The 13,116-nt window shown below is 72.1% G+C and carries 11 protein-coding genes and 3 pseudogenes; 7 read left to right on the top strand and 7 right to left on the bottom strand.

The genetic code is table 11. The features are described 5' to 3' along the window. The first annotated feature begins 48 nt into the window (after positions 1–48). Positions 49–714, top strand: a complete 666-nt coding sequence (locus H300_RS28020) for a GNAT family N-acetyltransferase (RefSeq protein ID WP_078516151.1) — start codon at positions 49–51, stop codon at positions 712–714. Positions 715–735: 21 nt separating this feature from the next. Here H300_RS28020 and H300_RS28015 read toward each other — a convergent pair. From H300_RS28015 to H300_RS0119590, 3 genes and pseudogenes are all read right to left on the bottom strand, one after another. Beyond that, positions 736–1,313: pseudogene (locus H300_RS28015) on the bottom strand (DUF1349 domain-containing protein); the annotation flags it as partial. 201 nt (positions 1,314–1,514) lie between these two features. Then, complete coding sequence (locus H300_RS28010) at positions 1,515–2,450, bottom strand: class I SAM-dependent methyltransferase (RefSeq protein WP_078516150.1); 936 nt, start codon at positions 2,448–2,450, stop codon at positions 1,515–1,517. A gap of 134 nt (positions 2,451–2,584) precedes the next feature. Then, positions 2,585–3,172 (bottom strand): helix-turn-helix domain-containing protein, encoded by a 588-nt coding sequence (locus H300_RS0119590; RefSeq protein WP_028428768.1) that lies wholly within the window; start codon positions 3,170–3,172, stop codon positions 2,585–2,587. Between the two features lie 98 nt (positions 3,173–3,270). On the opposite strand from H300_RS0119590, the gene H300_RS0119585 reads away from it, so the two are divergent. Together H300_RS0119585 and H300_RS0119580 are read left to right on the top strand one after the other, a co-directional pair. After that, complete coding sequence (locus H300_RS0119585; RefSeq protein ID WP_028428767.1) at positions 3,271–4,284, top strand: NAD(P)/FAD-dependent oxidoreductase; 1,014 nt, start codon at positions 3,271–3,273, stop codon at positions 4,282–4,284. A 231-nt stretch (positions 4,285–4,515) separates the two neighbouring features. Continuing rightward, positions 4,516–6,132 (top strand): MFS transporter, encoded by a 1,617-nt coding sequence (locus H300_RS0119580; RefSeq protein ID WP_051270229.1) that lies wholly within the window; start codon positions 4,516–4,518, stop codon positions 6,130–6,132. 81 nt (positions 6,133–6,213) lie between these two features. Here the strand turns inward: H300_RS0119580 and H300_RS32635 are convergent, their stop codons facing one another. Next, on the bottom strand, positions 6,214–6,405 hold the full coding sequence (locus H300_RS32635; protein ID WP_486583953.1) for a hypothetical protein: 192 nt from the start codon (positions 6,403–6,405) through the stop codon (positions 6,214–6,216). Between H300_RS32635 and H300_RS32630 the strand changes: the two are divergent. After that, positions 6,331–6,606, top strand: a pseudogene (locus H300_RS32630) (FAD-linked oxidase C-terminal domain-containing protein); the annotation flags it as partial. The gene H300_RS32635 and the pseudogene H300_RS32630 overlap by 75 nt on opposite strands. A gap of 164 nt (positions 6,607–6,770) precedes the next feature. After that, positions 6,771–7,343: a TetR/AcrR family transcriptional regulator gene (locus H300_RS0119570; RefSeq protein WP_028428764.1), complete on the top strand. Its 573-nt coding sequence runs from the start codon at positions 6,771–6,773 to the stop codon at positions 7,341–7,343. Between the two features lie 25 nt (positions 7,344–7,368). Here H300_RS0119570 and H300_RS28000 read toward each other — a convergent pair whose 3' ends face one another. Beyond that, positions 7,369–8,610, bottom strand: coding sequence for an acyl-CoA dehydrogenase family protein (locus H300_RS28000; RefSeq protein WP_078516149.1), 1,242 nt, complete (start codon positions 8,608–8,610; stop codon positions 7,369–7,371). A 433-nt stretch (positions 8,611–9,043) separates the two neighbouring features. Here H300_RS28000 and H300_RS0119560 point away from each other — a divergent pair, with 433 nt between their 5' ends. Beyond that, entirely contained in the window at positions 9,044–10,042 is a 999-nt protein-coding gene (locus H300_RS0119560; protein WP_028428763.1) for a dihydroxyacetone kinase subunit DhaK, read from the top strand. Positions 10,043–10,097: 55 nt separating this feature from the next. Then, a complete protein-coding gene (gene dhaL / locus H300_RS0119555; RefSeq protein WP_028428762.1) occupies positions 10,098–10,763 on the top strand; it encodes a dihydroxyacetone kinase subunit DhaL in 666 nt (221 codons plus the stop codon). Between the two features lie 15 nt (positions 10,764–10,778). Here the strand turns inward: dhaL and H300_RS0119550 are convergent, their stop codons facing one another. Both H300_RS0119550 and H300_RS0119540 read right to left on the bottom strand, forming a co-directional pair. Then, positions 10,779–11,504, bottom strand: coding sequence for an HAD family hydrolase (locus H300_RS0119550; protein ID WP_028428761.1), 726 nt, complete (start codon positions 11,502–11,504; stop codon positions 10,779–10,781). 1,336 nt (positions 11,505–12,840) lie between these two features. Continuing rightward, positions 12,841–13,116, bottom strand: a pseudogene (locus H300_RS0119540) (ISAs1 family transposase); the annotation flags it as partial.

Raw genomic sequence — 13,116 nt, 5'->3', positions numbered from 1 at the left:
AACCCGTTGCGGCGACGCACGCTCGAACACCGATCACGGAGAACCACGATGACCGACGCCGCTCCTGACGTCCCGTACGCCGTCCGCCCCGCCACCGGGACGGATGTGGACGGAGCCCGCCGTCTGATGCTCGACACCTTCTACCAGGAGTTCGGCTACGGCTACGTGCCCGCCTGGCACCGCGATGTCGTCGACCTGCGCGGCACCTACCTGGAGACCCCGCGGCACCTGCTGCTGGTGGCCGTGCACGGAGGCGAGGTGGTGGCCACGACAGGCGTACGTTCCGGCGGGCCGAAGCACCCTCCGCACCCGCGGTGGCTCGCCGAACGCTATGCGCCGGCCACCACGGCGCAACTGGTCAGGGTCTACGTCCGAGCCGACCACCGTCGGCGCGGGCTGGCGCGCACCCTGGTGCGCCGGGCGTGCGAATTCGTCGCCGCCACACCCGGCTACGAGCACATCTGCCTGCACACCAACGTCAACGTGGACGGCAGTGAGGCCTTCTGGCGCAGTACGGCTGTCGAGGTGTTCGACGCCCGCACGACAGGTGAGCACGGCCCGGGAGTGGGTACCGTGCACTTCGAGATCCCCCTGCCCGCCGAGGGGAGGCGACGACCGGCGGAGGAGGGGCGCGAACTCGCGGGAACCATCCGTCACCCCGGACCGGGCCTCGTCCGGGGCCTCTACGTCACCGGTGTCCAGTCCGGCGGCTGAGGACCGCGGGCCCGCCCGGGTTCAGGAGCCGTCGCGGAGCTCGTCCAGCCGCTCACGGGTGACGCGGACGTCGTCGAAGCGGACCTCGCAGCCGTCACCGGTCGGCGACTGCGCCTCGAACCCGAGAGTGACGGGCGCGGCCGGGTCGTGGAGCGCGAAGTGGCGGACCAGCCGCCAGGGGCTGCCGTCCAGGGAGGCGTGGTAGGCGAAGGCGCGACCGATCCGGGAGACCCGGAGCCACACCGTCCGTCCACGGTGAAGGCGTTGGCATCGTCGGCGACGCCGCGCGCGACGACCACGGGCTCGCGGGCTGGGGAGTACTCGAAGCAGAGCTTGCCCCAGTGCTGGTCATCGATCCGCAGGAGCAGCGCGCCGGCGTCGAAAGCGGCTCCGAATCCGACGGTGACGCGGGCGCCGAACCGGAAGTCGCCCTCCGGTGGGATGCCGAGCAGCGTCACGGCGTCGGAGGTGCCCTGTGTACCCTCGGCCCCCGTCCCGGCGCCGTCGTCCGCGCCCGGGGCGATGAAGAGGTCGCTGCGGGGCGACGCGGTGACCGCCACCGGGCCGGCGGCCTCGTCGACGCGCCACCTCGCGCTGGGCGAGGGGGCGAGGAGGCGAGGACGAAGGGGAGCCCGGGTATGTGGTGGGTCGTCGTCATCGTGTCTCTTCTCCTTCCCGGAACCCGGTCGTGCGGCTCCTGTGGCGGCCTGACCGGAGTGTCGCCCGCCCCGCCCGGGATTCCCGGAAACCCGGGCGGGGCGGGCGGGGCGGTGCACGGTGGCGGCTCCGGGACCGAAACGTCAGCGTTCGCGACGCGCGGCCCACACGCTGCGTTCGGTGCGCACCGCCAGGTCGTCACGGCGCAGTAGGCCACGGGGGTCGTCGGGGTCGAGCAGCCGGTCGAGCGCGGCGAGGTCCTCGGCAGTCAGCGCGTCGGCTGTGGCGTCCCGGAGGCGTCGCACACCGCTGAATGCGTAGCGGCCGATCGCCTCGCTGCCTGATCCCTCGACGTGCACGTCCACGGTGCGTTCGCCCTCCACGGCGAACCCGGCCGCGGTCAGCATCGGACCCCAGTCGGCGCCCAGGTGCGGCAACTGCCCGGCGTGGCGGTGGTCGCCCACGGCGTGGAGGCGCTCTTCCAGCCCGGGCCGGTCCTCGGGAGCGCCCTCGGGCAGGAACCGGGGGAAGCGGGCCAGTTCGACGACGACGAACAGGCCACCGGGTGCGAGGGCGGCGTGCACCTTGCGCAACACCGCTTCCGGGTCGGCCATGTGGTGCAGCGAAGCCGAGGCCCACACGAGGTCGGGTGTGCCGAGGTCGGGCCACTCGGAATCGAGGTCGGCCTGCACCGTGCGGACACGCTGCTCCACCCCGTACGTGCACGCCTTCTCGCGCAGGCGCCGCAGATGCGCCGCCGAGGAGTCCACGGCGGTGACCCGCGCTTCGGGGAAGCGGGCGAGGAGGGCGAACGTGCCGGTCCCCGTGCCGCTGCCGAGATCCAGGATCCGGTGCGGCCCGCTCTTCACGGGGAGCCATCCGACGAGGGAGGCGAGGTGTTCGGCGAGGACCTCCGCGTCCAGATCGAGCAGCTCCACCTGGTCGTGGTCGTGGTGGCCGTGTCCCTGGCCGTGACTGCTGTGCTCCGAGTGCTCCGTGCCGCCGGTGCGGTCGTCGTCCGTGCGGCGATCGCTGTGGCTGTGGCTGTGGTGGGCTGCGTGCGAGGGTATTTGGCTCATGGGCGCCACATTAGGACCGTCGAGCGGTTTTGGCACGAACCTTTGCTCCTACCGCAAGACGACGGCTCTGTGCGGTGCCCGAAGCGCAAGGTGGCCCCGGGTGCGTCCCCGTGCGGGGTGCGGAGCCTGCGGGGTCAGGCACCGCCGGTGTCGCCCTCGCCGTTCCCGCGCTGGTGGCTGCGGCGCGCGTCGCGGTCGAAGATGCCGAGAATGTCGCACGGCCCCCCCGCGGTGCCGATGGCGTGCGGGAGCATGGTGGGGAACTCCGCGGCCTGGTTCGTCTCGACCCGGAAGCGGCGATGACCGAGCATCAGGGTCGCGGTGCCGGAGAGCACGACGAGCCACTCCCGGCCGGGGTGGGCGCGCATCCGTGCCGGGTTGTCCGGTGGCGGCTCGGTCATCCGCTGACGGATGACGGTCATGCCGGGATCCGCCTTCACGGGCCAGCGCATCCGGTCGTGCGCGCCGTCGATCACCGGGCTGGTGATGACGTCGTCCGCGGCGGTCTCGACGAGTTGGTCGAGGGTGGTGTCCAGGGCCCGGGCGAGGGTGACCAGGCTGTCCAGGGCCAGGCGGCGCTGACCGTTCTCGATGCGGCTGAGCGTGGACTGGCTGAGCCGGGCGCGCGTCGCCAGTTCCTCCAGCGACCAGCCCTGCGCCATCCGCAGCGCGCGGATGCGTTTGCGCACCAGGCTGTCCAGGTCGTCATCATCTTGCGTCATGAGCAAGAGTGTATGCCCCCGATGCAAACCATGCTTACCGTCGTCCCCAGCGGTGCCGGAACGACCGGGATCCGCCACGAGAGGAAGGCGACGAGACCATGACTGTGCGCACGTCCCCACACCCGACGGGGCCACTGCCCGGTGCGACCGCCGACGCCGTGGTGATCGGAGGCGGCGCGGCGGGCCTCAACGGCGCGCTGATGCTCGCCCGATCCCGCCGTTCGGTCGTCGTGATCGACAGCGGTACGCCCCGCAACGCGCCCGCCGAAGGTGTACACGGGCTGCTTGGTCTGGACGGCACCCCGCCGGCCGAACTGCTGCGCACCGGCCGCACCGAGGTGCTGCGGTACGGCGGCCGGGTCGTGACCGGCACGGTGGCCTCCGCTGCCCCGTCCACACCGTCCGCCGAGGGCGATCCGCGGTTCACAGTCGCCCTGGCCGACGGCCGCACGCTGACGGCGCGACGCCTGCTGGTGGCGACCGGGGTCCGCGACGTACTGCCCGAGGTGCCGGGGCTGGCGGAGCACTGGGGACGCGGTGTGGTGCACTGCCCCTACTGCCACGGCTGGGAGGCGCGCGACGAACCGATCGGTATCCTTTCCGCCGGCTCCGCTTCCGTCCACCACGCCCTGCTGTTCCGACAGTTGACCGACGACCTCGTCCATTTCACCCGCGGGACCGCGCTGGACGAGGCGACCCGCGCCCGCTTCGCCGCCCGCGGCATCCGCGTCGAGGACACCCCGGTGCAGGAGGTCGTGCCGACGGAGGACGGCGCCGTGGCGGGCGTGCGGCTGACCGACGGGCGGGTCGTGGCCCGCAGGGTTCTCGCGGTGGCCACCGCGATGCACGCCCGCACCGAGGGCCTGGACGGGCTCGCCCTCCCGGGGGAGGACCTGCCCGGCGGCACGGGCTGGCGCCTCGCCTCCGGTCCGACCGGCGCCACCGACGTTCGCGGCGTGTGGGTGGCCGGCAACGCCACCGAGCCGGCCGCCCAGGTGGGAGCCTCGGCCGCGGCGGGTGCCCTGGCCGGCGCCCACATCAACGCCGACCTCGTCACCGCCGACACCGAGGCCGCCCTGGCCGCCTCCGGGCCCGTCACCCGCGCGGCCTGACCCCGGCTCGACCCGGCCCAGCGCCCGGCTGAGGCCCGACGTCGGCCCGACCCAGGCCCGGTCGACGGCCTGCTCCGGACCCCGGAGGCTGCGCCCGTCCGCGCCTCCGTGGCACGCCCGTGCCCCGCCCGCGACGCTCCGCCCTCCGCCACCGGCGGCCCGCCCTCCGCCCGCCTTCGCCGGCGCCGTCCGGCACCGGCGTTTCGTCCCCCCCCCCGTCGAGAGGACCCCATGAGTACCAACCGGTTTCCCCGCGCCCGTGCGGCCGAGCCGAAACGCGCCACGCACCCGGGCGCCGCGGACGGTTCGACCGTCCCGGACGCCCGACGGCGCCGCACGATCCTGGTCACGGTCTGCGTCGCGCTGATGGCCGTCATCGCCTCGGTGTCCGGGTTGAACGTCGCCCAACCCGATCTCGCCGTCGCGTTCGGGGCCTCCCAGGGCACGATCCTGTGGATGATCAACATCTACACCCTCGGCCTGGCTGCACTGCTGCTGCCGCTCGGCGCGCTCGGGGACCGCTGGGGCCGCAAGCGCATGCTGCTCACCGGCCTGACCGTTTTCGGCCTCGCGAGCGCGGCGGCGGGACTCGCCCCGACGGTCGAGGTGATGCTCGCCGCGCGCCTGGTGAGCGGGGTCGGCGCGGCGATGATCATGCCCATCACGCTTGCGGTCATCACCACGACCTTCCCCGAAGAGGCGCGCGGCCGGGCGATCGGCGTGTGGACCGGCGTCGCCGGGGGCGGTGGCGTCCTGGGCATGTTCCTCTCGGCCGCCCTGGTCGACGTCGCGAACTGGCGGTGGCTGTTCGTCCTGCCCGTGGTCCTGGTCCTCGTCGCCCTGGTCATGGCGCTGCGCTCGGTGCCCGACTCCCGCGAGGCTCCCGGCCACTCCTTCGACACGGTCGGTGCGCTGACCTCCGTCCTCGCCGTGGTCGGGCTCATCTTCGTCCTCCAGGAGGGGCCGGAACGCGGCTGGACCGCGCCCGGCACCCTGATCGGCCTCGCCGTCGGCGTCCTCGCCGCCATCGGCTTCGTCGTCCGGGAGCTGCGCCTCCGGGACGCCGCGCTGCTGGACGTGCGACTGTTCCGTGAGCGCGGGCTGGCCGGCGGATCGCTGACGCTGCTGGTGGTGTTCGGTGTGCAGGCCGGCGTATTCGTCGTCCTGTTCCTGTTCTTCCAGGCGGTGCTCGGCTGGTCGGGGCTGCTGTCCACGCTCGCGCTGATGCCGATGGCCCTGCTCATGATGGCGGCCTCCGGCCTCGCCCCCGAACTGGTCACGCGTACCGGCCCCCGCGCGGCCATGGCCACCGGAATCCTCCTGCTCGGTGCCGGGTTGACCCTGATGGCAGGCAGCGTCTCCGTCGACGGCGGCTACCTCTCCATCCTTCCCGGCATGCTCGCCATGGGCATCGGCATGGGCCTGTCGATGACGCCCTCGACCGAGGCCATCACCGCCTCCCTGCCGCGCGAACGCCAGGGTGTCGCCTCGGCACTCAACGACGTCACCCGCGAATTCGGCACCGCGCTCGGCGTCGCCCTGCTCGGCGCACTCGTCTCCTCCGGATACCGCAACGCCATCGACGGTAGGCTCGACGGCGTCCCGCAGGGGGCGGCCGAGACGGCCCGGGAAGGCGTCGCCAACGCTCTGGGTGCCGCCGAGGGTGCGGGTGCGCACGGACCGTCACTCGCCGACGCCGCGCGGCAGTCCTTCGTCGACGGTTGGCAGCAGGCCATGTGGGCGGGGGTCGCTGTGATGGCCGTCCTCCTCCTCACCATTCTCGCGAGGGGCCCCCGGGCCCTCCCTCGTCCACCGGCGGACGAGCCGATGACCGCCACCGTTCGCTGACGCCCCCGCCCCCGCCCCGGCCCCCGACCCCGCGTTCACCGGGTGCCGGGTGCCGGGCGCGGCGTACGGGCCCAGGGCGTGTCACGGAGCCTGCGGCAGCGCGAACCAGTCCTCCCCAGGTGCTGTCCCGCTCCGGGCGCCGGAGCGCCGGAAGGGCCAGCCGGCGGCGATCCACAGCGGTACGAAGGTGTCGGGGGCGTGCTCCGCCCCGCTGCCTACCAGCGCGTCCACCACCCACCAGGAGTGCTCGCCCCCGACACGTTCGGCCGGCACGACTTCGTGATCGCGAACATCGCGCACGCCGGTGACGGCAATCTGCACCGGCTGCCGGTCGCGCCGCCCGGTGACGAGGCCGTGAGAATCCGTGCCCAGTGGGCTTTCAAGGGAATCATCGCCGAAGCGATCGTGCTCGGCGGGACGGCCACGGGGGAGCACGGTGTCGGGCTGCTCAAGCGGCCGGGCCTCGCGGCCGCGGTGTCGTCCGAGCTGATGGCGGTGCACCACGCGGTGAAGAAGGCTCTCGACCCGCACGGCTGCTCAATCCCGGCAAGATCTCCCGACGGGCTCCGCTGCCCGCGGTGGAACCGGGCGTCCGTGGGCCGGCGCCGGGTACGGGGCCTCTCGATATCCTTGCGCCCATGCCAGCCACGCGTCGCACCGCACATCAGACCGATCTTCTGGAGCGGCTGGTGGCGCTCATGGTCGCGGAGGGGTTCGCCGCGTTCACCCTCGACGTCCTGGCGGAACGCCTGCACTGCTCGAAGACGACGCTGTACCAGCTCGCCCGCAGCAAGCAGGGCCTGGTGCGCGAGGCGGTCAAGCACTACTTCAGGAACGCGACGGCCGCGGTGGAGAAGCAGGTGGCGGACACCGCCGCCCCGGCGCAGCGGGTGGTCGTCTACCTCACGGCCGTCGCCGAGCAGCTGCATCCCCTGTCGCGCCGGTTCCTCGACGACATGGCCGAGCTCGACGTCACTCGGGAGGTGTACGAGGCGAACACCCGCCTCGCCGCCGACCGCGTCCGCGAACTGATCACGGAAGGCGTCGCCGCGGGAGCCTTCCGCGAGGTGCACGCCGCGTTCGTCGGGGAGGTGGCCGCGGCGACCATGGAGGCGATCCAGCGGGGCGAGGTCGGGTCCCGCACCGGGCTGACCGACTCGGAGGCGTTCGCCGAACTGGCCTCGCTCCTCGTGCACGCCGTCGCCTCCTGATCGCGGTGCCGGCGGTCGGCTCCGCTCAGCGCGGAGCCGTGGGCAGGGCCCCGTCCGCCGGGCGGGCGTCGGCGGCCCGAACCGGGTGGTCGGCGGCGGGCGCGGCGGTCAGCAGGCCCGCGCCGGCGGTGCGCAGCGCGCGGCCGATCAGCAGGCGCTGTATCTGGTTGGTGCCCTCGAAGATCTGCATGACCTTGGCCTCGCGCATGTAGCGCTCGACCGGACGGTCGGCCGAGTACCCCTCGTCGCCCAGGAGATCGACGGCGCCACCGGTCACCCTCATGGCGTTGTCCGTCGCGAGCAGCTTGGCGATGGACGCGTCACGCCCGAAGTCCAGGCCCAGGTCCTTGCGGCGCGCCGCGGCGAGCGTGGCCGCGCGGGCCGAGGCGACGGCGGTCGCCATGTCCGCCAGCGCGAACGCCGGTCCCTGCTGCTCGATGAGTCGCGCACCGGAGGACTCGTGGTGGCAGGCGTGATCGACCGCCGCGTCCAGCGCCGCCTGGGCGAGCCCGGTGGCGACGGTTGCGATGCCCATGCGGCCGTGGTCGAGGGCGGCGAGGGCGATCGGCAGGCCCTGCCCCTCCTCGCCGATCCGCCGAGACGCGGGCACCCGTACGCCGTCGAGCCGCATGCTCGCCGTGGCCGATCCGGTCAGCCCCATCTTGCGTTCGGGCGGGTCGGCGGTGAGGCCGGGAGTGTCAGCGGGGACGAGGAAGCAGGAGATCCCCCGCGAACGGTGGTCGGAGGTGCGGGCCATCACCGTGTAGAAGTCCGCGTGGCCGCCGTGCGTGGTCCATGCCTTGAGCCCGTCCACGACGTAGTGGTCGCCGTCCCGGACCGCCCGGGTGCGCATCGCCGCCGGATCGGAGCCGGCATCGGGCTCGGAGAGGCAGTACGCGCCGAGCGTCCGCCCGCCGAGCATGTCCGGCAGCCACCGCCGGCGCTGCTCCTGCGTGCCGAAGTGGACGAGCGGGAAGCAGGCCATGACGTGGACCGACACCCCGACCCCCGCCGTGGCCCAGACCGTCGCCACCTCTTCCAGCGCCTGTAGGTACACCTCGTGGGGCCAGCCCCCGCCGCCGAACTCCGCGGGGTAGGGGAGCCCGAGCATGCCCGTGCCGCCCAGGACCCGAAAGGTGTCACGGGGGAAGACCGCCGCCGCCTCGGCCGCGGCGGCGTGCGGCGCGAGCGTCTCCCGCGCCACGGTGCGAACGTCGTGGAGCAGTCGGACCGCTCCGTGGCTGGGCAGTACGCGGTCAGCAGGCACGGGTTCCCCCTTGGTGATACTGGAACAGGAACAACAGTATCAGTGGCAGTATCACCAAGGCGGTGCGCGCGGATCGGGGAGGGCCGGACGCGGCGTGGCCCCCCGTGGGCGCCGGGTGCCCCCGCCGGTGCTCCGCGGAGGCGGAGTGTGGGCTCGTCCGCCTGTACGCGGACCGATCCGGGCAGCTCTGCGGTGCGTCGCAGACTGCCTGCGCCGGTGTGCGCGCTGCTGCGGTGGCCGCCGGTGAGGTGAGCCCTGGGCAGCGAGGAGTGGGACGCGGTGAGTACCTCGGGATCAGCCGATCGTCCCGGGTGCGTACGAATGTGTGATCGACTGCTCCACGAATTGCCCCGGGGCGGTCGAGAGCGCAGCATGTAAATCACCTCGGCGGGAGGGCCCGGCCGCCCGCGGCCCTCGACGACGGAGGACCTGGATGGCATCGTACTTCGAGAACGGTGACGGCACCCTGGTACCGGAGGCACTCAGGGGTTTCGCCCGGGCCCACGCGGATCTGCTCACGCTCGACCACCACCACGGCTTCCTCCTGGCCCGCGACCCGGCACCCGCCCGGAGGGTCGGCCTCCTTTCGGGCGGAGGGTCGGGGCACGAACCCCTGCATGCCGGATACGTCGGCCGGGGGATGCTGGACGTCGCCTGCCCGGGGCTCGTGTTCGCCTCACCGCACAACCGGCAGGTGTACGAGGGGTCCCTCGCCGCGGCCCGGTCCGAGGGTGTGCTGCACATCGTGAAGAACTACACCGGGGACCGGATCAACTTCGGCATCGCCGCCGAACGGCTCGCCCACCGTGGCATCCCGTGCGCCCGTGTCCTGGTCGACGACGACCTCGCGACCGACTCCGAGGACATCGCCGCGGGCCGCCGGGGCACGGGCGGCGCCGTCCTGATCGAGAAGGTGCTGGGGGCGGCGGCCGACACCGGCCTCGGTCTCCGGGAACTCCGGGTGCTCGGTACCCGTCTCGCCGCGAGTTGTCGCACCCTTGCCGTGGCCTCTGCCGCCCACACCGCCCCCACGACCGGCAAACCCGCCTTCCTCCTCGACCCGGCGGAACTGGAGTACGGGGTCGGCATCCACGGCGAGCGTGCCCGGGAGACCATCCGCCGGGAACTCCTCGGACCCCTCGTGGAGCGGATGACCCTGGCGCTTCTGGACGCGCTCTCCCCGACCGGGGACTCCTCCGTCATCGTCCTGGTCAACGGCCTCGGGGCCGTCACCTCGCTGGAGCTGCACGCCGTCCATGCCGAGGTCTGCGGCCTGCTCGACGACCGTGGTGTCGAACCCGCCCGTTCTCTCGTCGGCGAGTACGTCACCGCCCTGGACATGCGCGGCTTCTCCCTCACCCTGCTCGCCGCCGACCACGAGGTCCTGAGCCTGTACGACGCGCCCGTGCGGACCGCCGCCATGCGGTGGTGAGAAGGCGGCACACGACCGTCCCCGAGAGCGTTCCCCCGAGTACGGGAGGCACCCCATGACGACCAGCACGTCCCCTGACGCGTTCTCCCCCGACGCCTGGATGCGTCGCTTCGTGCAGTCCGCCCTCACCGCGAAGGACTCCCTCACCTCCCTGGACCAGGAAGTGGGCGACGGCGACTTCGGCATCAACCTCAGCACCGGAGCACACTTCACCCTTCGGCGTCTCGACGCGGGTCCCCCGTCGGGCGGTGACCCCGCCGCGTCTCTCCACGCCGCGGCCACCGCCTTCCTCGACGAGGTCGGCGGCACCAGCGGCCCGTTGTTCGGCCTGCTGTTCCAGTCGCTGGCCGCCGCAGTGACCGACTCGGGGGCCGCCACCACGCCGGCCTTCGCAGCCGGAGCGGCGGACGGCCTGGCAGCCATCCGCCGAGTGGGTGACGCCGCACCCGGCGACAAGACCCTGGTCGACGCGCTGGGCCCGGCGGCCGAGGCCCTCCGGGCCGCCCCGGACGACACCCCGCCCGCGCGGGCCCTGGCCCTGGCCGCCGACGCGGCCTGGGCCGGAGTGCGCAGCACCGCACGCCTGCGCGCCAGGATGGGACGTTCCAGCTACCTCGGCGAACGCGCCGAAGGAGTCCCCGACCCGGGCGCGGTGGGCATCGCGCTGTTCTTCGCCTCCGCGGAAACAGTCGTGGAGGACCTCGGCACGCGCCTGGGCTGAGTGGGCCGCCGGCCTCTATCCCCGCGCACCGGGCGCCGACCAGGACTCCACCCAGGCCGACAGATCCGGGTCGTTCAGGGACGCCACCCACAGGTCGGCCCGGTCCGCGTCCTCGGGCTGCGGGCGCGGGCCCACCCCGACGACACGCAGCCCGGCCCGCCGGGCCGACTCGATCCCCGCCATCGAGTCCTCGACGGCCAGGGACCGGTGCGGTGCAACACCGCACCGGCGGGCGGCCGTCAGGTAGAGGTCCGGCCACGGCTTCGGGCGCACCGGCTCTCCTCTCCCGGCGCGGGCGTCCTCTTCGCTCGGGACCAGGACGTGCTCGAAGTGACCCAGCAGCCCGGCCCTGTCCAGACTCGACTCCACCACCGCCACAGGGCAGTTGCTCGCCACCGCGAGGGGAAGGCGTCCGGCGAGCCGGCGTACGAGGGCGGCGGCTCCGGGCATCGTGACCGGGTCCTCGGCGACCCGCGCCATGAAGTGGTAAAGCAGCGAATCGGTCATCTCCGCCGTCAGTTCGGGTTTGGCCGCCTCCTGGGCCATCATCCGACCGCAGTCGACGTAGTGGATGCCCTTGGCCCGCTCGGCGAAGCCCGGGGCGGGGTGGATCCCGAAGGCCCGGAACACGTGGTTGCGTGCGTCCTGCCAGTGGCGTTCGGTGTCCATCAGCGTGCCGTCGCAGTCGAAGACGACGGCTTCGGGAGACCAGCCGAGCAGGGCGTTGGTGGTGTTGGTCATGGTGTGCCGCTTCTGAAGGAGGGAAGCGGTCGGGCTCGTGGCGGGACCGCTTTTTCGTGAGGTGGTGCGTTTCCCCGATACGGATTCCGAGGACTTTCGACGTCCATCGGTCCCATGTGATGTCCGGGGAGGACACGGCGGTGCATCCCCGTCCGAATCGCGAAACGTCATCACGGCCACGCTAGGGAGATGTCGTTGAGCAATGCAATCACTGTTCTGTGTGCTTGACCGCACCGGACCCGAGGAGTAGGGCGCCATGTGTACGGCTTTCGCGAAACGAACTGCTTTCCCTGCCAATGCCGTGCAGTGCGAGGCGAGTTGATGAAAATGTGTACGAGAGTCACCGCCCGGTATCCGGCACGCAAGAGTTCACCCGAATGGCAAGCCGGCCATCGAAAACAGGGGAATAGTTCACTCTCAGGCATGCACGCTCGAAAGTTCATGACAATACGGCAAAGGACGCAGTCGTTTGCACCGGCGCACGCGGGCGCGCGAAATTCTCGCGCCAATCGCACAGTGAGCGTACGCAGTGAGCCGGTGTGCCGGGACCGGCCGGCGAGCCGGTCGCTGAAACGGGGAAGCACGCTGCGCACGAGGACCGGGCGCAGCGCCCGGGCTCGATCCAGCCACGTCCAGGTACCGCCGCCGGGTCGGCGCACCGTGTTGCCCAGTCACCTCACGCGTACCCCCGGCCCCCGCATCGGGTCATGCAAGGGTGGACAGCTCTCGATGCCAGGGTGGCGAGCAGTAGGCGCTGACGTCCGCTGCCACTCTGCGCCGAGACGGCCGGATACACCTTTGCAACGAATGACCCCGGTGCTCAACGCCTCCAAGTTCCTCGCAAGCTGTTTCGCGCTCTCGCGAAAAGAAAAGAATCGGCCGCCTGTATCGAGATCGCCGACTCAAAAACATGAGGGATGCGGCCGCCGGGAAAGGTGGAAAGTCGCTCGCCACGGCACCGTCCTGTCAGGACTTGATCAAGTTCCTGGGTCGCGCGGGTTGGTCGGGCGGCGACCGGTCGGGGTGCATAGCAAAGCAGGCACGGGCTTCGTGATCATTGGGGTGTCTAAGCTCAACGATCAAGAGGTGGCCCGTGCCTGCCGCTGTATCTTCTCCCCTCCCCCCGGTGTTGGTGAAGCTGGGTCCGCTGAATGTCAGCCAGGCCCCTGGGTCTTGGCGAGGGACTGTAAAACGTTCGGTGTAACTTCTGATCAAGGAAGATGCATCGGGGACCAGCGGGAACGTGACCGTGACCGAGGCCGTCAAGGCCGTCGAGCCGCAGTCGGCGAGGGGTGTGGACCAAGGTCATTGCGTGATCGCGATCTGTCCGGGTTGATCACGTAAGGCCCAGAGCTGTCAGAGGCCGCCGGTGGTCGCGGCCGGTGTGCCGGAGGGCGGCGGCGATGTTGGTGTCGCCGTTCTGCCGGAAGATGCTGATGGCGAGGTTGCGTAGGCCGGCCATGGTACGGGGCAGGTGTCCGGTGCGGACCTTGGAGTCGTCCTCGCGGAAGGTCCGATCACGGACGTGGTGCAGGAGGTTCTCGATGCCCCAGTGACCTCTGATCCAGGAGGCGAGTTCGGCCGGGGTGGCGTCGAAGACGTCCAAGCTCGT

The organism is Streptomyces sp. TAA040 (genome assembly GCF_000424845.1).
The sequence above is the reverse complement of the archived record's forward strand: the minus strand, read 5'-3'. Positions and strand labels throughout refer to the sequence as shown.

Coding starts and splice junctions, on each gene's coding strand:
- H300_RS28020 (WP_078516151.1), top strand. CDS start 49: ATGACCGACGCCGCTCCTGACGTCCCGTACGCCGTCCGCCCCGCCACC.
- H300_RS0119560 (WP_028428763.1), top strand. CDS start 9,044: ATGGCATCGTACTTCGAGAACGGTGACGGCACCCTGGTACCGGAGGCA.
- H300_RS0119580 (WP_051270229.1), top strand. CDS start 4,516: ATGAGTACCAACCGGTTTCCCCGCGCCCGTGCGGCCGAGCCGAAACGC.
- H300_RS28010 (WP_078516150.1), bottom strand. CDS start 2,450: ATGAGCCAAATACCCTCGCACGCAGCCCACCACAGCCACAGCCACAGC.
- H300_RS0119585 (WP_028428767.1), top strand. CDS start 3,271: ATGACTGTGCGCACGTCCCCACACCCGACGGGGCCACTGCCCGGTGCG.
- dhaL (WP_028428762.1), top strand. CDS start 10,098: ATGACGACCAGCACGTCCCCTGACGCGTTCTCCCCCGACGCCTGGATG.
- H300_RS0119590 (WP_028428768.1), bottom strand. CDS start 3,172: ATGACGCAAGATGATGACGACCTGGACAGCCTGGTGCGCAAACGCATC.
- H300_RS0119550 (WP_028428761.1), bottom strand. CDS start 11,504: ATGACCAACACCACCAACGCCCTGCTCGGCTGGTCTCCCGAAGCCGTC.
- H300_RS0119570 (WP_028428764.1), top strand. CDS start 6,771: ATGCCAGCCACGCGTCGCACCGCACATCAGACCGATCTTCTGGAGCGG.